The sequence below is a fragment of the Paraburkholderia madseniana genome, assembly GCF_009690905.1.
Taxonomy (GTDB): domain Bacteria; phylum Pseudomonadota; class Gammaproteobacteria; order Burkholderiales; family Burkholderiaceae; genus Paraburkholderia; species Paraburkholderia madseniana.
In genome coordinates this window covers 1-18851 of the sequence record NZ_VOSW01000056.1, presented here as the reverse complement: position 1 = coordinate 18851, position 18851 = coordinate 1, and the positions used below count along the sequence as shown (strand labels likewise).

The window sequence follows — 18851 nt, the reverse complement described above, 5'->3', positions numbered from 1 at the left end:
CCGATGCTATTCAATTCATTCATCTTCCTCACGCTGTTCCTGCCGCCGGCGCTGGCCGGCTACTACCTGCTCGGCCAACGCATGCCACGCGCCGCGGCGGCGTGGCTCTGCGGTGCGTCGATCGTGTTCTACGGCTGGCGGAATCCGGCGTTCGTCGCTTTGCTGGTGGGGTCGATCGCGTTCAACTACGCGATGAGCTGTGCGATTGTCGCGGCGCCTGCGCAGTCCGTTCGCCGCCGCTGGTTACTCGGTCTCGCGATCACCGCCGACCTCGCGCTGCTGGTGCGCTACAAATATCTTGCGACGCTGCTCACCGCGCTCGTGCACGCAAGCGGCGTCGCGCCGGCCGACTGGCTCGCGCACGGCATGCAGGGCGTGATCCTGCCGCTTGGCGTGTCGTTTTTCACCTTCACGCAGATCGGCTATCTGCTCGATTGCAACGCGGGCATCGTCAAGGAGCGCGACCCGCTCGGCTACGTGCAGTTCGTCACGTTCTTTCCGCATCTGATCGCGGGGCCGATCCTGCATCACAAAGAAATGATGACGCAGTTCGCGCAGCCGGCCACGTATAAGCTGCGCGCGGAAAATCTGTCGATCGGTGCGTTCGTGTTCACGATCGGCCTCGCGAAGAAGCTGCTGTTCGCCGACACCATCGCACCGTTCGCCGACGCGGGCTTCGCCGCGCCGCACGAGTTGCAGTGGCTGGCGGCGTGGGGCACCTGTCTCGCGTACGCGTTGCAGCTTTACTTCGACTTCTCTGGTTATTCGGACATGGCCGTGGGCCTCGCGAAGATGTTCGGCGTGCGTTTTCCGTTGAACTTCAATTCGCCGTTCAAGGCGGCCAGCATCATCGACTTCTGGCAGCGCTGGCATATGACGCTCACGCGCTATCTCACGGCTTACCTGTACTACCCGCTGGCAATGCGGATCAACCGTAGCCGTGCATTGCGTGGCCTGCCGATCGGGCGCCTCGCGCAACGCTCGACGGGCGGCTTTCTCTCGACGGTGGCCGTGCCGACTTTCTACACGATGGCGCTGGCCGGCATCTGGCACGGCGCGGGCTTGCAGTATCTGATTTACGGCTTGCTGCACGCTTTTTATCTCACTGTGAATCACGCTTATCGCGCGTGGCGGGGGGCGGCTGCGCCGGCGGTTGGGGTAGTTACAGCGGGGACGGCACGGGCAGCAGAAACAGCCCCGGCGTTCACATTGAGCTTCAAAGCACGCGTTCGCCATGCGGGCAACGTCCTGCTGACCTTCGTGGCCGCACTGATCGCGTTTGCATTTTTCCGGGCACATGGCGTCGGCGATGCACTCGCGTTATTGCAGGGCATGGCGGGTCTGCGTGGTATCGAAGCGCTCGACTGGCCCGCCTGGGGCACGGCGAACATGGGCCTTGGCGAATGGCTGCATCTTGTCGCGGGCCGCTCGACGCTCGCGTTGCTGATCGTCGCGCTGCTGGCGATCGTCTGGTGCACGCCGAATTCACATCAACTGATGGGCCGCTTCTCGCCGGCGCTCGATCGCGCGGTCGAAGGCTGGCCCGCTGCGCTGACATGGCGGCCTTCGCTGCGCTGGACCGTCGCGATGTTCGGCGTGCTGGTGTTCTGCGTCGCGCAGTTGCATGGCGAAGTGCGTTTTCTTTATTTCCAGTTCTGATTGCCGGAACGACGTTTGCGCAAGGAGTACACAATGACTCAACACGAAACGCTGCACGCCGACGTGGCGGCACTGGTCGAATCCGTCGTGCTGCGCCTCGTGCGCGGTGATGAACCGCTGCTCGAAACGGGGTTGGTCGATTCGGTGCTGGCCGTCGAAATCGTAATGGGCGTCGAGATGCAATTCGGCGTGCGGATTCCGCCAACCGAGATCGCCGAGCACCTGGCATCCGTGGATGCGCTTTGCGCGTTCATCGCCGCCAATCGCTAGGCGCGCCATGCGATTCGATCTGAGCGCGAACTGCTTTGCCGATGTCGATGTTCGTGCGGACACGTGGGCGGTGATCGGTGCCGATCGCGCATTGCGCTGGCGCGAGTTGGAGGAACAAGCCCACGCGTGGGCCAGCCAGGCGCGCGCACACGGTTTCGCTGCGGATGTGCCGGTGATCATCCGCGGTCACAAGGAAGCGGAATTTTTTGTGGCGATGGTGGGGGCGTTGCTGCTCGGCGCGCCGTTCGTGCCTGTCGATACGATCTATCCGGATGAACGGATGCAGCGCATCGCGAGCACGCTCGGCGCGCAGACTTACTTCGACGCGCGCGACGGCCGCTTCGTGAGTTTGAACGGGCACGGCGCGTGGGTCGAATTTGAGGCGGTAGAGGGGGCGGTGAGTTCGACTTCGACTTCGACAGCATCAGCACCGCCGGTATTGCGCGAGAAAAACCTCGCATACGTGCTGTTCACCTCCGGTACGACCGGCGAACCCAAAGGCGTCCAGATTGGCCGCGAAAGCGTCGCCGCGCTGGCCGACTGGATGGCGGCCGACTTCGCGCTCGGCGACGCGCCGGTGTTCCTGGATCAGGCACCCTTCAGCTTCGATCTGTCGATGTACGAAGTGTTCGGCACCCTCGCGCTCGGCGGCACCGTGGTACTCGCCTCGCGTGCGCTGACGACGCAGGGCTCAGCGTTTCTCGCCACGCTCGCACGTCACCGCATGACCACATGGGTGTCGACACCATCGTTTGCGCAACAGCAACTCCTCAATCCGCAGTTCTCGCAAGACGGCTTGCCGGCGCTCAGGACCTTCCTGTTCTGCGGCGAAGTGTTACCAGTCGCACTCGCGCGCCAATTGCGCCAGCGCTTCCCGGCCGCACGGATCATCAACACATACGGACCAACCGAGGCGACTGTAGCGACCACCTGGATCGTCGTCGACGATGCGGTACTCGCGCATCACGCGCGCCTGCCGATCGGCCATGCCAAGCGCGACGCCGAGGTGTTCGTCGACGCTGGCGAATTGTGCATCGCCGGCGCACATGTGATGCGCGGCTATCTGAACCGCGAAGACCTGAACGCGGCACGCATGTTCATCCACAACGGACAGCGGGCGTTTCGCACCGGCGATCTGGGCGCGATCGACGGCAACGGACTGCTGTTCTGCCACGGACGTATCGACGATCAGATCAAGATGGGCGGCTACCGGATCGAATTGATGGAGATCGACGCGGCCCTGCGCGCGCTGCCCGCTGCAGCGAGTGCCGCAGCCGTGCCGTTGCGGCGGCCGGACGGCTCGGTCGCGCGGATCGTCGCGTTCGTCGCAACCGGCAACGACGACGGCCGGCTGCCCGATGCGTTGCAGGACTGGAAGACGCTGCTGGCCGCGCGCCTGCCGTCGTATATGATCCCGTCAGAATTGCTCGCGTGCCGGTCCTTGCCGGTATCTGTCAACTTCAAGATCGATCGCGCGCAACTTGCTCAGGATTATCGTGACGTTCATTTCAAAGCACAGCGCCAGCACAATGCGTAGTTCACACGAGGTTCAGACCCGGGAGGGCGAGCCGGTCTCGCCGCGCCGCCGCGCGCTGCTGGCGGCGAGCGCGTGCGCAGCGCTCGTGTACGGCTGCTCGGCGCCTGGTGCGAGCGACGCCGGCGCGTTGGCGCAGGGCGTGGTCTGGCAGATCGACGATGATCATGTCGACCCGCACGGCGACTGGAATCGCCTCGGCGTGACGGATCTGCTGGTGCAATGGACGGCGGTGGACGGCACGTCGTTTCTGCCTGGCACCGCTATGCAAACAGCCCGACGCTTGCCGGACTGGACGCGGATTGCCGGCGAACCATGGGCGCGCAATGTGATCGTCGGTCTCGCCGGACGTTTCGACGAAACCACAGCCCGTGCGCAGGCGGCGCAACTGATCGAACAATCGAAGCAGTTGGCGGCCGTGCGGCCGGCGATTCACATCGACGGTTATTACTTTCCGGTGGAAGTCGACCCAACCTGGAAGGACGCCGCCGCGCTCGCGCCTTTGCTCGACAAGCTCCCGCGGCCGCTGTGGATCAGTGTCTACGACAACTCGAATATCGGCGGCGCGGCGCTGGCAGCGTGGCTGGACGGCTGGCTGCCGCCCGATGTCGGCGTGTTTCTGCAGGATGGCTGCGGTGTCTATGCGCGTGGCCCGGCGGCTGCGCGTGAATATGCGGATGCGTTGGCGGCACGGCTCGGCAAGGATCGTGTGCGGATCATCGCCGAGGCATTTCGTCCCGCCCAGGGCGGCGCGTTCCGCGCGGCGACGGCTGCTGAACTGTCGCCGCAATTGCTCGCGTATCGCGGTTACCGGACCTATCTCTTCGACGGACCGCATTACGTGTCGGCGCAACTCGTGCAGGAACTGCTCGGCATGCAGCAGGTGCAGAAGTAGGGCGCCTGCCGGCAATCACCGCAACTGCGTCACCGCCAGCAGCAATACCATGCTGCCGATCGCGCCGTCCAGCACGCGCCACGCCGTCGCGCGGCGAAACAGCGGCGCCAACGCGCGGGCGCCGTAACCCAGACCAATAAACCAGATTCCGCTCACCGCCATCGCGCCGAGCGCGAACGCCACCCGTGCGCCGTCCGGTTCGCGCGCACCGGCCGTGCCGATCAGCAGGAAGGTGTCGAGATACACGTGCGGATTGAGCCACGTGAAGGCCAGCGTCATCAGGATGATCGGCATTGCACGTTGCACGGGTGCTGCTGCGCTCGTGCCCGGTGCGGTGCCGCCCGCATTGGCGTCCAGCACTGCATGTCCCGGACGTACTGCACGGCGCAGCGCGTTGATGCCGAACCACGCCAAATAGGCAAGCCCGATATACAGCATCGCGTGGACGAACACCGGATAGCGTTCCACCAGGACCGACGCGCCACCGACGCCCGCGCCGATCAGGATGCAATCGGACAGCGCGCACAGAGCGACGATCTTGCCGACGTGCGAGCGCATGATGCCCTGACGCAGCACAAAGGCATTCTGGGCGCCGATCGTCACGATCAGCGACGCGCACAGGGCGGCACCGTGGGAAAAAGACAGCCAATTCATAATCGATCCAGTAGACGGGGAAAGCGAACGAGACTAGTCTGCGGTTTTGCTGCTCATAAGAGAAGCTAATTTACTTAATGCCGATTAAGGAACGCTAATGCTCGACTATGCATTGCTCGACGCGCTGGCCGCCGTGGTGCGGCACGGCTCGTTCGACCGTGCGGCCAGCGAACTGAACGTGACGCCCTCAGCCGTCTCGCAGCGGGTCAAACTGCTGGAGGAGCGGGTGGGGAGCGTGCTCGTGAAGCGCGGCCAGCCGTGTGTCGCGACCACCTCGGGGGCGCTGCTGTGCCGCCATACCGAACGCGTGCTGTTGCTGGAAGCGGAGCTGACCGGCCGGTTGCCGGCACTGCCCGGCGCCTTGGTCGAACCGTGGCCGGCGCTGCGCGTGGCCGTCAACGACGACAGCGTGGGCACCTGGTTCATCGACGCAGTGGCGCAGTTCTGCGTGGAACGGGAGATGCTGCTCGATCTGGTGATCGACGACCAGGACCACACCGCGCAGAGGATTCGCGACGGCAGCGTGCAAGGCGCGGTCACCACGCAGGCCGAGCCGGTGCAGGGCTGCCGCTCGACCCGGCTCGGGCGGATGCGCTATCTGGCGGTCTGCACGCCGGCGTTTCGCGAGCGTCATTTTGCCGACGGCGTCACGCGCGAGTCGTTACGGCGCGCGCCGTGCGTCGATTTCAACCCGAAGGATCAGTTGCAGAAGCGCTTCATGCGCCGCATCACGCGGGCCGATTTGGATCCGCCCTTGCACTGGATTCCGCACGTCGCCGGTTTTTTGCGCGCCTGCGTGACGGGAATGGGCTGGGGCATGTGTCCCGAACGGATGATCGCGCCGCACCTTGCCAGCGGCGAGTTGGTCGAGGTGGCGCCCGGCAAGCATATCGACGTGGATCTGTACTGGCAGAGCTGGCGCCTGTCGATCGGCTGGCTCGACGATTTCGGCGCGGTGCTGCGCAAACGGGCGACGGAGTTTCTCGATTGAGCGTCGCGCGGGCGGTGTTTTCTGAATCTGGGAATCTGAAAGACGCCGCCCGCGCTTGCCAATTTCAATGGAGCCGGATCACCGGATGCACGCGTCGACGCAACCAGTGGCTCGCCGAATCGAGCGCCATGCGTGCGAAGCCGGTCAATGTCATCACGTGGCGGCGATAGATGAGCTTGTAGACGGCAGTCGCCAGCCAGCCGTCGACGAACACCGGCTGCGTCAGCAAGCTGTTGCTCAGACTGCCGATCGTGCCTTCGCGGCCAAAGCCGACCAACGTGCCGGCGTCGCGATAGACGAACTCCGGCAAGGGTTCGTCCGCTATCCGGCACTTCAGCGCGCGCGCCAGAAACAGCGCCTGCTGATGCGCGACTTGCGCGCGCGGCGCCAGAAACGCGTCCGCGTTTTCAGAAGAAGGGCAGGCCGCGCAGTCGCCCAGTCCGAATATGTTCGCATCGTTCGTGCATTGCAGCGTGCGGTTCACCTGCACCTGTGCGTTGCGATTCACCGCGATGCCGCCCAGCGTGCGCAACACCGGCGGCCCCGCGATGCCGGCGGTCCAGATCGCGATGTCGCTGGCGAGCGGTGCGCCTTCATTCGTCAGCACGGCATCGGCGCGCACTTCGGTGACGCGTGTGGCGTTCAACACGTCGACCCCCAGACTGACGAGCATCTTTTGTGCACGCGCCGAGATCGTTTCGGATAGGGCGGGCAGCACGCGCTCGCTGCTTTCGATCAGACGGATGCGGAAGTCGCGCACGGGGTCGAGCGAAAACGGGCTATAGCGGTTCAGCAGGCGCACCGTGTCGCGCAACGCAGCGGCGAGTTCAACGCCTGTCGCTCCAGCGCCGATGATGTTGATCGACACCGGCGTGTCCGCCTGCGCGGTCCGTGCGCGTCGCGCATGGTTGGCCCGCAGACAGGCGTCGAGCAGCTTGCGGCGAAACGCTTCCGCATGCGCGACCGATTCGAGCGGCAACGCGTGTTCGGCCGCGCCGGGCACGCCGAAATATTGTGTGACGCTGCCCATGGCCAGCACCAGCGTATCGAATGCAAGCTGCCGTGACGGCAGGATTTCGCGGCCGTCGGCGTCGTGGAGCGCATTCAGCGTGATGTGCCGGTTCGTACGATCGAGCGCGGCGAGCTCGCCCTGTTCGAATTCGAAGCCATGCCGTTGCGCCTGCACTGCGTATTGCAGTTGGTGTGTGGCCGGATCGAGCTGGCCCGACGCGGCTTCGTGCAACAAGGGCTTCCAGAAATGCGTCGGCCAGCGATCCACCAGCACGATCTGCGCGAGACCGGCGCGTCCGAGCGTTTCCGACAGTCGTGTAGCGAGCCCAAGGCCGCCGACCCCACCGCCGACGATCACGACGCGATGCGCCGCCGCTTGCGTCGATTGAGCCGCTTGCTGCCCTTGCTCTCTGCGTTGCGCGGTAGAGGTTCCCTGCTGATCGATTGCGGCCATGATCCTATCCTCCTGAAGTTGTCCGTGCTGAGCCGGTGAAGGCGTTCCGGGGCTATACCGGGTATTCACCGGCCTCATCTGTCAGGGCCAGTATAGAATCGGCTGAAACCGCAGCACAATTTAATGTTTCTGCACAACATATAGGTTTTCACTTATGTTAAAAGCCGCCACGTTTCGTCAATTGAAAGCCTTGCATACGGTCGCGAAGCTCGGCAGCGTGTCGCGCGCGGCCGAAGAATTGAAGCTCACGCAGCCGGCGGTGTCGCTTCAGGTGCGCCTGCTCGAAGAGGCCGCGGGCGCGCCGCTATTGCAGCGGGTGGGCCGTGGCGTGCAGTTGACCGCGGCGGGCGAAATCCTCGCGCGCTATGCGCTGGAAATCCTCGATCTATGGAATGGCGCGGCGGATGATCTTGCCGCCTTGCATGGCGAGCAGGGCGGCACACTGCGCATTGGCGCGATCACGACCGCCGAATATCTGATCCCGCCTTTTCTGGTGCGCTTCACGGAATCGCGCCCGCAAGTGAAGGTGCAATTCAAGGTCGGCAATCGCGCCGACATCATCCGCATGCTGGCCACGCACGAGATCGATCTTGCGGTGATGGGCAGCGCACCACGCGAATTGCGCACAGTGGCCACGGCGTTCGCCAAGCATCCGATGGCGTTCGTCGCCTCGCCCGCCCATGCGTTGATGAAGAAGAAGCGCCTGTCGCTGGACGATCTGCAATCCGCGAATCTGTTCGTGCGGGAGCGGGGCTCGGGTACGCGCTCGACGGTCGAGAATCTGTTTCGGCTCGCCGGCCACAAGCTGCATATCGGCTCCGAACTCTCGAGCAACGAAGCGATCAAGCAACTGGTCGAGGCGGGCTTGGGTATCGCGTTTCTGTCGCTGCATGCGTGCTCGCTGGAATTTCAGGCGGGCTTGCTGGCGTTGTTGCCCTTGCCCGCGAATCCAATCGAGCGCGATTGGTACGTGATGCATGTGTCCGATAAACGCCTGCCGCATGTCGCCAGCCTGTTCCGCGATTTTCTGATCGAGCACGGCATGTCCGGCGCGGTGCCGGTGCCGCTGCCGACTGTTGCCGCGGCGAAGCGGCGCCGTCAGGCGCGTGAGGCAAGCCCGATTTGAGGCGAGGATTCTCGCTATTCGCTTCGACGTTTGCGTTTCGCCAGGCCCGAAGGAGGTACCCGCGCGGCCTCTGGCTACCTCCGCAGAGCCTTATAGGACGGGCATTTCAGGTTACATCGCCCGCGATCGAAGTAAAGGTTGGGCGGGCGATATTTTTGCCCGCACTGATTGTCTTTACAGTGGCGTCCAGACATCTGAGAAAAGTGGACGCCGCATCCTCGTGGCGAGCCATCGTGATTGACCTGGCCGTTACAGGAGTTGGAGACAATGAGCAGCAACAGCATCACCCAAGTCGAAACATTCGGTTTTGAACGCATTCCGGATCGCTCGCGTTATGCGCGGCCGATCGATCTGTTCCGCTTGCTGTTCGGCGGTTGCAATACCTTTTCCACCTCGGTGCTCGGCAGTTTTCCGGTGCTGCTGGGTCTGTCGTTCAAGGCGGGCGTTTATTCGATCGTGCTTGGCGTGGTGATCGGTTCGTGCATTCTTGCGCCGATGGGGCTGTTCGGTCCGCGCAACGGCACGAGCGATCCGGTTTCGTCGGGTGCGCATTTCGGCATTCATGGCCGGATCGTCGGCTCCTTTCTGGCGGTGTTGACCGCCGTCGCGTTCTTCTCGCTGGCGGTGTGGAGCTCGGGCGATGCGCTCGTGGGCGGCGCGAATCATCTGCTCGGCCTGCCGGTCAACTGGATGACGTTGAGCTTCGCGTACGGTCTCTTTGCGGTGCTGGTGCTGACCGTCTGCGTCTACGGCTTCCGCTTCATGCTGTGGGTCAACAAGATCGCCGTGTGGGCCGCGAGTCTGCTTTTCGTGGTCGGCATTGTGGCGTTCGCCGGGCCGTTCAATAGTGCGTACGCCGGCAAGGTGGCGCTCGGCTCGGTGGGTTTCTGGCCGGCGTTCGTGAGTGCTGTGCTGGTTGCGATGAGCAATCCGGTGTCGTTCGCCTGCACGCTCGGCGACTGGGCCCGCTATATTCCGCAGAACACACCGAAGAAGCGCACGATTCTCGCGGTGATGCTCGCGCAACTGGCCACCTTCGTGCCGTTCTTCTTCGGTCTTGCTACCGCGACGATCATCGCCAGCAAGGCGCCGGATTTCATCGCCTCGAATAACTACGTGGGCGGTCTGCTGGCGATCTCGCCGAACTGGTTCTTTCTGCCGGTGTGCCTGATTGCGATCATCGGCGGGATGTCGACGGGTACCACCGCGCTGTACGGCACCGGGCTCGATATGTCGAGCATGTTTCCAAAGTTTCTGAACCGCGTGCGCGCCACGTTGCTGATCGGCAGTCTTGCCATCGGCTTTATCTTTCTCGGCCGCTTCGCGTTCAATCTGGTCGAAAGCGTGTCGACGTTCTCGGTGTTGATCAATGTCTGCAGTTGCCCGTGGATGGTGATCATGATCATCGGCTTCGTGACGCGGCGCGGTTTCTATCTTTCCGACGATCTGCAGGTGTTCAATCGCGGCGGCCGTGGCGGTCATTACTGGTTCACGCACGGCTGGAACTGGCGCGCGATGGGTGCGTGGATTCCGAGCGCGGTGATCGGCCTGTGCTTCGTCAATCTGCCGGATCAGTTCGTCGGCCCGCTCGGGCAGCTCGCCGGGGGGCTCGACATCAGCATGCCGGTTTCGCTGACGCTCGCCTGTGCGCTGTATATCGCATTGCTGCAGTGTTTTCCTGAACCGGATGGCGTGTATGGGCCGCTTGGCCGACGTTGGTTGCGTAGCGGTCCGCAGCGCAACGCGACCGTGCACCCGGTGGTGCCGGCGACCAGGCTTAAGGCTGGCGGCGCGCAAATGAAGACACAAATGAAGACACAAATGAAAACGCAAGCGCAGCAGCGCGCCGTACGACGTGAACGCGAAGAAGTGCTGGACACGCAGGACGCGGGTTGAATCGTGCGGTTCGAGGCGCTCAGTGCAAGGCGCAGTGAGACTTCGCCGAGGGCAATCGAGGTGGCATTAGAAGCTGCGTCGAAGCGCCACCAAGGCCGCACCGAAGCAACAGTCGCGCAGCAAATGCAATGGTATTCAAGTTGAGTAGGCAAACACAATGAGCGAGTCAGTAAAGCGCGCGTTTGAAGGTGTAAAGCTGTTTCCGTTCTGGCTGGACAATCCGCGTGCACCGGCTGTCGAACGGGAATTGATCGGACCGACTTCCGCGGATCTGGTGATCGTTGGCGGTGGGTTCACCGGTTTGTGGGCGGCGATTCAGGCGAAAGAAGCGGACCCGTCGCTCGACGTCGTGCTGGTCGAAGCGGGGAAGGTGGCCTACGGCGCATCGGGTCGTCCGGGCGGGATCATCTCCACGTCGGTGATGCATGGTCTGCCGAATGCAACGCGGGTCTTTCCGCAAGACCTCGACGTGCTGGAACAGCTGGGGCAGGAGAACCTCGACGGTTTCAAGGAGTCGTTGACGCGTTACGGCATTGAAGCGGACGTCGAATGGAATGGCGAGATGACGGTGGCCGTCGATCCGGGGCACCTCGATCATCTGAAAGGCGATTACGAGCTCCACGTAGCCCACGGGCATGATGTCGTTTTGCTCGACAGCAAAGGCGCACGCGAACAACTCGATTCACCGCTGTTCGCGGGCGCGATGTGGTCGCGCAATCGCAGCGGCACGATTCATCCGGCGAAACTCGCGTGGGGACTGAAGGCCGCCGCGCTGAAACTCGGTGTGCGTTTGCATGAACACTCGCCGATCACGCGCATGGAAGATCTCGGCGCAACGATGATGGTGCACACCCAGGCGGGCAGCATCGAAACGCCACGCGTGCTGCTTGGCACCGGCACGGCAGACGTGGGCGTGACCGACATCAAGCGCCGCGTGATGCAGGTGCGCGATCACATCATCGCGACTGCTCCTTTGAGCGACGAGCAGATGGCGCGCATCGGCTGGAACAATCGCCAGGGCATCTACGATACGCGTACGCAACTCAATTATTTCCGTCTTACCAAAGACAACCGGATTATCTTCGGCGGCCGTGTGAGCTATCACTTCGGCGGCGATCCAAATCCGGCCGCGGATCGTGACGAGAGCACATACTACAAGCTCGCCGAAGCGTTCTACCGCACGTTTCCGCAACTGGACGACGTGCGCTTCACCCATGCATGGGGTGGCCCGATCGACTACTGCTCACGCGGCGCCGTGTTCGCGCGCCGCTATCACGGCGGCAAAAGCGTGTTCGTCGCGGGCTATACGGGTTTCGGGGTGGCGGGCAGCCGCTTTGGTGCGAAGATGGGCCTCGACATGCTGTGGAATCGGGAGACGCTGATTACGTCGCTGGATATTTCGCGCAAAGGGCCGTCGTACATTCCGCCGGAACCGTTGCGCTGGATCGCCGCGAAGATTACCTTCAACGCATTCGACGGCGCCGACGATCGCGGCGGCTGGCGGCGTCTCTGGATCAATTCGATCAAGGCGCTGGGCTTCCCGATGTAGTTGCCGTTATGGTTGCCACTGTAGTGATCGATGTGCCCGACGGCTTTTTTATTGATTGCAGCCGAAATGAAAAAACCGCACCTTAACGGGTGCGGCTCTTGTTGAAGCAACGCTGCGATGCAGTATGAATCAACCGCAGTACACGATGCTGTACTTCTTGGTCGCCACCGGCATATGCCACGTGCCCGAGAAGCCCTTGTGCAGGATGAAGGCGTCGCCGGCGGCATAGCGTTCGCTGCGGCCGTCGTCGCTGGTGATGACGACTTCGCCTTCGATCAGCACGCAGACTTCGTGGATCGGCAGGTCGGCCAGCTTCAGCGTGCCCGCATCGCATTGCCATACGCCGGCGGACAGCATGTTGCTTGCGTCGGAGAATGCGTTGAGGGCGTGCGGTGCCTTGGCGCCTTCGAGGATGACGTCGGCGGGATCGTGCAGAGCGGGGTTCAGGCCGGAAGCGCCGGGGCCTTTAGCGTCGATGCGGGTGAAAGTGATGGTGCTCATGTGTCTCTCCTGGTTAATTTGATTCAAAGACGAGGGATTCGATGACGGAATCGAAGCAGAACCGGAGTCTGAGCCAAAGCTGCGTAGCGATGAATTTCGATTTGAAGACATTCAGATTGAGCGGCGTCGATGTAAAGCATTCGATACCGCTCTCGGGCGCTTTGCCGGCCCAACGTCTGACCCAACCATTCATGTAAAGGACAAGCCCATGCAACACGCCAAACAGTTTTACATCGACGGCCAGTGGGTCGATCCGCAAAACCCGGCCGGTGCCGCCACGCTCGACGTGATCGATCCGTCCACGGCTACCGCGTTCGCGCAGATTTCGCTCGGCGGCGCGGCCGATGTCGACCGCGCCGTGGCCGCGGCGAAGCGTGCCTTTCCTGCCTACAGCGAGACGACGATCGCGCAGCGAATCGATTTGCTGCAAGCGATCCTCGACGTGTACCGCAAGCGCTATGACGACATGGTGCATGCGATCAGCCGCGAGATGGGCGCACCGCTGCAATATGCGAACGACGCGCAGGCGTGGACCGGCGTTGCGCATCTGGAGACGATGATCCGCACGCTCGACACGTTCGAATTCGAGTACGTGAAGAGCAGCATTCTGATCCGCAAGGAAGCGGTCGGCGTGTGCGGGCTGATTACGCCGTGGAACTGGCCGGCCTTGCAGATCGCCACCAAGGTCGTGCCCGCGCTCGCGGCCGGCTGCACGATGGTGCTCAAGCCTTCGGAACTGGCGCCGCTCTCCGGCATCATCTTCGCCGAGATCCTCGACGAAGCGGGTGTGCCGGCCGGCGTGTTCAACCTCGTCAACGGCGAAGGCGCAACGGTGGGCGAGGCGATGTCGCGTCATCCGGACATCGACATGATGTCGTTCACCGGTTCGACGCGTGCGGGCGTGCAGGTCGCCAAGGCCTCGGCGGACACGGTCAAGCGCGTGCACCAGGAACTGGGCGGCAAATCGGCCAACCTGATTCTCGAAGATGCCGATCTGAAACAGGCTGTGATGCGCGGCGCCCGTGCGTGTTTCGACAACAGCGGCCAGTCGTGCGATGCGCCCACGCGCATGTTCGTGCCGCGCGCACGCCTCGCCGAGGCATTGGCGTATGCGAAGGAAGCGGCTGAAGCACTCGTCGTCGGTCCTGCGGATGCGAAGGGCATCGATCTCGGGCCGGTCATCAGCGAGCAGCAGTTCGACAAGATCCAGCGGCTGATCGGCGTGGGCGTTGAAGAGGGCGCTACGCTGGTGGCCGGCGGGCCGGGCCGTCCTGAAGGATTGAAGGATGGTTACTTCGTGCGCCCGACGGTGTTCGGCAATGTCACGCCGACCATGACGATTGCGCGCGAAGAGATCTTCGGGCCGGTGCTGTCGATCCTCGGCTACGACACCGAAGACCAGGCGATCGCGATGGCCAACGACAGCCTCTACGGCCTCGCGGGCTATGTGCAATCCGCCTCGATCGAGCACGCGCATGCGGTGGCGAAGCGCCTGCGTACCGGCACGATCTATCTGAACTACGCGGACTACAGCCCCGATGCGCCGTTCGGCGGCTTCAAGCAATCGGGCAATGGCCGCGAGTACGGCGAGTTCGGTCTCGAGGATTTTCTGGAGATCAAGGGCGTAGTGGGTTACGCGAGCTGACGCTGCGTGACTGCCGGGCGGTGAGGGACGTCACCGCGCCGGCAGTTTTCCGATGGCTGTTCCAATCTGCGAACGCCGTTTGCGGGCGTCTATAATCTTTGCCGGAATTCGCCATCGGATCTTGAACCTGTGAAAACGACTATCGCTATTGCGCTTGCTGCGCTTGCCCTGAGCGGCTGCATGTCCGCCGAAAAACAGGAGGCGCAGGCGCGCGACTTTACCCGCTCAGAGAACCTGCTCGATAGCGCGCAGCGTAACGCTGCGGTCGGGTGCGCGGATCAGGCGCAGTGCGACAAGGCCTGGTCGCTTACGAAGGACTATGTGGCGGCGCATTCTTCCACGTCGATCGTCCGCGCGGACGCGGTAGCGATCGAGACCGATGTTCCGAACCGCTCGGGCCATGCGGTCTTTTCGGCCACGCGCGTGGCCAAGGGCAGCGGGGCAACGATCACGCTGTACGCGCAGTGCCGTGGCATGTATGGCCAGGATCGCGCGATGGGCTCTGACTACGATGATTGCGTCAAGCAGATCGGTCCGACGCAAAACGGCTTCGTGCCGTATCTGCAGAAGCATTTATCCAGCCAGTAATCCGGCCAGCAACCCAGGTAGTAGCGGGCGACCGTACCTCGCCTGTTTGAATGCGATGAAGCCACGCTGGCCCGTGACGTTGCTCAACAACGCGATTCGGTCACGTCACTACAGCAGCAGTTCGATCGAATGAAACAGCCGGCGCAGCTCGGGGTCTTGCGAGCGCGCACCTTCGTCGACGACTTCACGCAAACACTCGAGAAAACACGTGGCCGCCGGACTCGTCGGCGCGCCGCGGCGTGACGTGATGCTGACGATGGTTTCATCCACCGTCTCGCGCAAGGGCAGCGCCCACAGATTCTCCTTCGCGATGCTCACCTCGACGAGCGGCCACGGAAAAATGCTGAGCATGTCCGTTTGCGCGAGCAAGCCGAGCACGACCGCGAGCGAATGCGCGAGATGGATCGTGTGCGGCACCTTCATGCCGCGCTTGCGGAACAGATTGTCCGAGATCGACTCGCGGCTGGCGGGGTCCCAGTTCAATACCCATTCGGCGTCTTCCAGTTCGAGCAGCGTGCGGCAACCCGCCTTGGGATGATCGCGGCGCGCGACCACCGCCGAATGCGTGGAAAACAGCGGTACGTTGTGAAACTCCGATTGCGGCGAAGCAGGCGGAGGACGGCCAATCGAAAAATCGAGGCTGCCGTCGCGCAAGCGCGGTTGCACGACCGCCAACAGACCCTCGAAGAATTCCAGTTGGACCTCCGGCATGCGTTGCCGGAACCGCTGCACCGTGGGCGGCAGGAATGTCAGCGCCACCCACGGTGTGACGCCGATCGACAGTTTGCCGGCCGCTGCGCCGCGCATCGCCTCGATCTCCGCTTCTGCGCGCTGCAACTGACCGAGCACCAGCCGCGCATGCACGACCAGCGCGCGGCCGAACTCCGTGAACGCGACGCCGCTCGCGCCGCGCACCAGCAACGGCGCGTGCAGATCGGCTTCCAGTTCGCGCATGGCCTTGGTCACGGCGGCCGGCGAAAGCTCGAGCGAACGGGCGGCGGCCCGGATACTGCCGGTATCCGCAATGGCCGCTAAGGTGCTGAGTTGATGCAGTTTCATCTGGAAAACCCGTACATGGGTGGCAACCGCTGGTTGCTGGCGCAACGATTCTACGCCTGCCGCTGGAAAATCGGCGTGGTTATGCTCGGTTCACGCTTTCATCGACGGAGACAACATCGTGAACACCATGGCCATCCCGGCGGGCATCGCCGAACTCGAAGACGAAATGATCGCGCTGCGCCGCCGCATCCACGCGCAGCCCGAACTGGCTTACGAAGAGTTCGCCACCGGCGACCTGGTCGCGGAACGCTTGCAGGAGTGGGGCTACACCGTGCATCGCGGGCTGGGTCAGACCGGCGTTGTAGGGCAACTGAAAGTAGGCAGCGGCACGCGCAAACTCGGCCTGCGCGCCGACATGGACGCACTGCCGATTCATGAGACGACCGGCCTGCCGTACGCGAGCACCGTCCCCGGCAAGATGCACGCATGCGGCCATGACGGGCACACGGCGATCCTGCTGGCGGCAGCCAAGCATCTGGCGCAGGAAAAGAGTTTCGACGGCACGTTGAACCTGATTTTCCAGCCCGCTGAAGAAGGTCAGGCCGGCGCGAAGAAAATGCTCGAAGACGGCCTGTTCGACAAGTTTCCGTGCGACGCGGTCTTCGCGATGCACAACATGCCCGGTTTTCCGACGGGCAAGTTCGGTTTCCTGCCGGGCTCGTTCATGGCGTCGTCCGATACGGTGATCATCAAGGTGACTGGCCGCGGCGGTCATGGCGCGGTGCCGCACAAGGCGGTCGATCCCGTGGTGGTGTGCGCGCAGATCGTGCTGGCCTTGCAGTCGATCGTGTCGCGCAACATTGCACCGCTCGACATGGCGATCATCACCGTCGGCGCGATTCACGCCGGTGAAGCACCGAACGTGATTCCTGAAACCGCGGAGATGCGCCTGTCCGTGCGCGCGCTGAAGCCCGAGGTTCGCAACTATTTGCAGGAGCGCATCACGGCGGTTGCCTGCGGGCAGGCGGCGGTGTTCGGCGCGCGAGCGCATGTGGACTATCAGCGACGGTATCCGGTGCTGGTCAACGATGCGCAGATGACCAGTCTCGCACGGCAGGTCGCGCTCGACTGGCTCGGCGAAGACGGTTTGATCGCCGACATGCAACCGTTGACCGGCAGTGAAGACTTCGCGTTCCTGCTGGAGCGTTGCCCGGGCAGTTACCTGATCATCGGCAATGGCGATGGCGAGGGCGGCTGCATGGTCCACAACCCGGGCTATGACTTCAACGACGACTGTCTCGCTACCGGCGCGGCCTATTGGGTGCGGCTTGCGCAGACGTTCCTCGTCTGAGCCGGGTGCCATCGGATTGAACTGAGGCCGTGCAAGGCTCCGAGGGTCACGAAGACCAGCGGGGCCATCAAGGCCGTGTTGGGGCCAGTCAGGCCGTCCTTTGCTCTCAGGCGCACAAGACCGCAGGGCCGCGCATCAGCAGGGAGGACACCATGGAGACACAGATGGACTATTCCGCTACACCGCAACCAGCAGGCACCGACGCGTTGAATCTCGCTGGCGCGTCGGCCACGCCGCCGGCCAAACGCACGAGCCACGCCAAAGCGATTGCTGCGATCACGCTCGGCAACGGCCTCGAGTTTTTCGATTTTACGATCTACAGTTTCTTCGCGACGATCATCGGCAAGCTGTATTTCCCGGTGGAAGGGCAGCTTGCGCAACTGATGCTGGCCGCCGGCACGTTCGGCGTGGGATTCATCATGCGTCCGGTGGGCGGCATTGTGCTCGGCGGCTATGCTGACCGTGCCGGCCGCAAGGCCGCGATGAGTCTCACGCTGTGGCTGATGACGCTCGGCTCGGCGATCATCGCATTCGCGCCGACGTATGCGGCGATCGGCATCGCCGCGCCGCTGCTGGTGATTCTTGCGCGATTAATTCAGGGCTTCGCGCTGGGCGGCGAGGTCGGCGCATCGACCTCGTTGCTGCTTGAATATGGCAGCGACAAGACGCGCGGGTTCTACGGAAGCTGGCAGTTTGTGAGCCAAGGGTTGAACACGGTATGCGGCTCGCTGCTGGGTGTTGCGTTGGCGGCGGCGCTGTCCACTGCTGCGCTGGAGAGCTGGGGCTGGCGCGTGCCGTTTGTGATCGGCATGGCGATGGGGCCGATTGGTATTTACATCCGGCGGCATCTGGACGAAACGTTGCCGGGCGTGGAAGACGGCACGGTTTCGGCGGCCCAGGCGCCTGATGCACAGCCGGTTCGCAGGCTGTTTCGCGAGCATTCGCGGGTGATCACGACGGGGGTGCTGACGACCATTGGCGGCACGGCGGCGAATTACATCGTGCTGTTTTATCTGTCTACCTACGCGATTCGGATTTTGCATTTGCCGATGTCGTCGGCGTTGTGGGCCGCGTGGACCGCGGCGGTGGTGACGGTGATTTGCTCGCCGTTTGCGGGGGCGTTGTCCGATCGGGTGGGGCGTAAACGTGTTTTGTGGATTTCGCGGGTGTTGCTGATTGTTGCCGTGTATCCGGCGTTCATGATTATCAATGCTTCGCCTACGGTGCCTGTTTTGTTGTCTGTTGTTGCTGTGCTGGCTGTGTTTGTCGCTTTTACGGCTGTGCCCAATATCGTCATGTTGCCCGAGATGTTTCCGCGCGAGATTCGCGCTACCGGGATGTCGATTGTTTATTGTTTAGGGGTTTCGATTTTTGGTGGGTTTGCGCAGTTTTTTGCTACCTGGTTGATTCAGATTTCGGGGAGTAATCTGGCGCCTGCCTGGTATTTGATTGGGTGTGGGGTTGTGTCGTTGTTGCCGTTGCCGTTTATGCGGGAGACTGCTGGGAAGGCAATAGATTAAGGTTGGGTTTTTGCCTTTGGCGGCGGCATTGTCAGTGTTCCTATGGTGTTGGCCTTTCCTTGCATTGTTAGTGGTCTATTGGCGTTGCCCCTGTGCGGGGCGGCACCTACTTCTCTTTGCCGGCTGTGTATAGACCGGGGACATGGTTGACAGACGTGCGGGGACATCATTGACACTTTATGGTCAGTGATTTTCGCTCCTCAGGTCA

The 18851-nt window shown here is 62.9% G+C and carries 16 protein-coding genes; 12 read left to right on the top strand and 4 right to left on the bottom strand.

Annotated elements, in window-relative coordinates; genetic code table 11:
• Positions 1 to 3 precede the first annotated feature (3 nt).
• From FSO04_RS26885 to FSO04_RS26870, 4 genes are read left to right on the top strand one after another with little or no spacing between them, the layout of a single operon-like run.
• Entirely contained in the window at positions 4 to 1659 is a 1656-nt protein-coding gene (locus tag FSO04_RS26885) for an MBOAT family O-acyltransferase (protein ID WP_154564229.1), read from the top strand.
• 33 nt (positions 1660 to 1692) lie between these two features.
• The gene (locus FSO04_RS26880; protein ID WP_154564227.1) at positions 1693 to 1929 is read left to right on the top strand and encodes an acyl carrier protein; all 237 of its coding nucleotides are present in this window, start codon (positions 1693 to 1695) and stop codon (positions 1927 to 1929) included.
• Positions 1930 to 1936: 7 nt separating this feature from the next.
• Positions 1937 to 3466, top strand: coding sequence for an AMP-binding protein (locus FSO04_RS26875; protein WP_154564225.1), 1530 nt, complete (start codon positions 1937 to 1939; stop codon positions 3464 to 3466).
• Positions 3459 to 4358 (top strand): alpha-amylase family protein, encoded by a 900-nt coding sequence (locus FSO04_RS26870; protein WP_154564223.1) that lies wholly within the window; start codon positions 3459 to 3461, stop codon positions 4356 to 4358. The genes FSO04_RS26875 and FSO04_RS26870 overlap by 8 nt, the downstream gene beginning before the upstream one ends.
• 15 nt (positions 4359 to 4373) lie before the next feature.
• Here FSO04_RS26870 and FSO04_RS26865 read toward each other — a convergent pair whose 3' ends face one another.
• Complete coding sequence (locus FSO04_RS26865; protein WP_154564221.1) at positions 4374 to 5012, bottom strand: LysE/ArgO family amino acid transporter; 639 nt, start codon at positions 5010 to 5012, stop codon at positions 4374 to 4376.
• A gap of 97 nt (positions 5013 to 5109) precedes the next feature.
• Here FSO04_RS26865 and FSO04_RS26860 point away from each other — a divergent pair, with 97 nt between their 5' ends.
• Positions 5110 to 6003, top strand: coding sequence for a LysR family transcriptional regulator ArgP (locus FSO04_RS26860; RefSeq protein WP_154564219.1), 894 nt, complete (start codon positions 5110 to 5112; stop codon positions 6001 to 6003).
• A gap of 64 nt (positions 6004 to 6067) precedes the next feature.
• Here FSO04_RS26860 and FSO04_RS26855 read toward each other — a convergent pair whose 3' ends face one another.
• Positions 6068 to 7468 carry an NAD(P)/FAD-dependent oxidoreductase gene (locus FSO04_RS26855; protein WP_154564217.1) on the bottom strand — a complete coding sequence of 467 codons (1401 nt, stop codon included), beginning with the start codon at positions 7466 to 7468 and terminating at the stop codon, positions 6068 to 6070.
• 154 nt (positions 7469 to 7622) lie between these two features.
• On the opposite strand from FSO04_RS26855, the gene FSO04_RS26850 reads away from it, so the two are divergent.
• The 3 genes from FSO04_RS26850 to FSO04_RS26840 all read left to right on the top strand — a co-directional run bounded on the left by FSO04_RS26850 (position 7623) and on the right by FSO04_RS26840 (position 12039).
• Positions 7623 to 8594: a LysR family transcriptional regulator gene (locus FSO04_RS26850; RefSeq protein ID WP_154564215.1), complete on the top strand. Its 972-nt coding sequence runs from the start codon at positions 7623 to 7625 to the stop codon at positions 8592 to 8594.
• A gap of 267 nt (positions 8595 to 8861) precedes the next feature.
• A complete protein-coding gene (locus FSO04_RS26845; RefSeq protein ID WP_233464991.1) occupies positions 8862 to 10490 on the top strand; it encodes a purine-cytosine permease family protein in 1629 nt (542 codons plus the stop codon).
• A gap of 157 nt (positions 10491 to 10647) precedes the next feature.
• Positions 10648 to 12039: an NAD(P)/FAD-dependent oxidoreductase gene (locus tag FSO04_RS26840; RefSeq protein WP_154564213.1), complete on the top strand. Its 1392-nt coding sequence runs from the start codon at positions 10648 to 10650 to the stop codon at positions 12037 to 12039.
• A 129-nt stretch (positions 12040 to 12168) separates the two neighbouring features.
• Here the strand turns inward: FSO04_RS26840 and FSO04_RS26835 are convergent, their stop codons facing one another.
• A complete protein-coding gene (locus tag FSO04_RS26835) occupies positions 12169 to 12540 on the bottom strand; it encodes a cupin domain-containing protein (protein ID WP_054040615.1) in 372 nt (123 codons plus the stop codon).
• 208 nt (positions 12541 to 12748) lie between these two features.
• Between FSO04_RS26835 and FSO04_RS26830 the strand changes: the two genes are divergently transcribed.
• Together FSO04_RS26830 and FSO04_RS26825 are read left to right on the top strand one after the other, a co-directional pair.
• Positions 12749 to 14185 carry an aldehyde dehydrogenase family protein gene (locus FSO04_RS26830; RefSeq protein ID WP_154564211.1) on the top strand — a complete coding sequence of 479 codons (1437 nt, stop codon included), beginning with the start codon at positions 12749 to 12751 and terminating at the stop codon, positions 14183 to 14185.
• A gap of 129 nt (positions 14186 to 14314) precedes the next feature.
• The gene (locus FSO04_RS26825; protein ID WP_168435859.1) at positions 14315 to 14773 is read left to right on the top strand and encodes a hypothetical protein; all 459 of its coding nucleotides are present in this window, start codon (positions 14315 to 14317) and stop codon (positions 14771 to 14773) included.
• A 108-nt stretch (positions 14774 to 14881) separates the two neighbouring features.
• Here the strand turns inward: FSO04_RS26825 and FSO04_RS26820 are convergent, their stop codons facing one another.
• Positions 14882 to 15832, bottom strand: a complete 951-nt coding sequence (locus FSO04_RS26820) for a LysR substrate-binding domain-containing protein (RefSeq protein ID WP_154564209.1) — start codon at positions 15830 to 15832, stop codon at positions 14882 to 14884.
• A gap of 118 nt (positions 15833 to 15950) precedes the next feature.
• Here FSO04_RS26820 and FSO04_RS26815 point away from each other — a divergent pair, with 118 nt between their 5' ends.
• A complete protein-coding gene (locus tag FSO04_RS26815; RefSeq protein ID WP_168435858.1) occupies positions 15951 to 17123 on the top strand; it encodes a M20 aminoacylase family protein in 1173 nt (390 codons plus the stop codon).
• Between the two features lie 164 nt (positions 17124 to 17287).
• A complete protein-coding gene (locus FSO04_RS26810; RefSeq protein ID WP_154564207.1) occupies positions 17288 to 18643 on the top strand; it encodes an MFS transporter in 1356 nt (451 codons plus the stop codon).
• Positions 18644 to 18851 lie beyond the last annotated feature (208 nt).

What these genes read in the sequence shown, in the direction of transcription:
- FSO04_RS26885 (WP_154564229.1), top strand. Translation starts at nt 4, where the DNA reads ATGCTATTCAATTCATTCATCTTCCTCACGCTGTTCCTGCCGCCGGCG.
- FSO04_RS26880 (WP_154564227.1), top strand. Translation starts at nt 1,693, where the DNA reads ATGACTCAACACGAAACGCTGCACGCCGACGTGGCGGCACTGGTCGAA.
- FSO04_RS26875 (WP_154564225.1), top strand. Translation starts at nt 1,937, where the DNA reads ATGCGATTCGATCTGAGCGCGAACTGCTTTGCCGATGTCGATGTTCGT.
- FSO04_RS26870 (WP_154564223.1), top strand. Translation starts at nt 3,459, where the DNA reads ATGCGTAGTTCACACGAGGTTCAGACCCGGGAGGGCGAGCCGGTCTCG.
- FSO04_RS26865 (WP_154564221.1), bottom strand. Translation starts at nt 5,012, where the DNA reads ATGAATTGGCTGTCTTTTTCCCACGGTGCCGCCCTGTGCGCGTCGCTG.
- FSO04_RS26860 (WP_154564219.1), top strand. Translation starts at nt 5,110, where the DNA reads ATGCTCGACTATGCATTGCTCGACGCGCTGGCCGCCGTGGTGCGGCAC.
- FSO04_RS26855 (WP_154564217.1), bottom strand. Translation starts at nt 7,468, where the DNA reads ATGGCCGCAATCGATCAGCAGGGAACCTCTACCGCGCAACGCAGAGAG.
- FSO04_RS26850 (WP_154564215.1), top strand. Translation starts at nt 7,623, where the DNA reads ATGTTAAAAGCCGCCACGTTTCGTCAATTGAAAGCCTTGCATACGGTC.
- FSO04_RS26845 (WP_233464991.1), top strand. Translation starts at nt 8,862, where the DNA reads ATGAGCAGCAACAGCATCACCCAAGTCGAAACATTCGGTTTTGAACGC.
- FSO04_RS26840 (WP_154564213.1), top strand. Translation starts at nt 10,648, where the DNA reads ATGAGCGAGTCAGTAAAGCGCGCGTTTGAAGGTGTAAAGCTGTTTCCG.
- FSO04_RS26835 (WP_054040615.1), bottom strand. Translation starts at nt 12,540, where the DNA reads ATGAGCACCATCACTTTCACCCGCATCGACGCTAAAGGCCCCGGCGCT.
- FSO04_RS26830 (WP_154564211.1), top strand. Translation starts at nt 12,749, where the DNA reads ATGCAACACGCCAAACAGTTTTACATCGACGGCCAGTGGGTCGATCCG.
- FSO04_RS26820 (WP_154564209.1), bottom strand. Translation starts at nt 15,832, where the DNA reads ATGAAACTGCATCAACTCAGCACCTTAGCGGCCATTGCGGATACCGGC.
- FSO04_RS26810 (WP_154564207.1), top strand. Translation starts at nt 17,288, where the DNA reads ATGGACTATTCCGCTACACCGCAACCAGCAGGCACCGACGCGTTGAAT.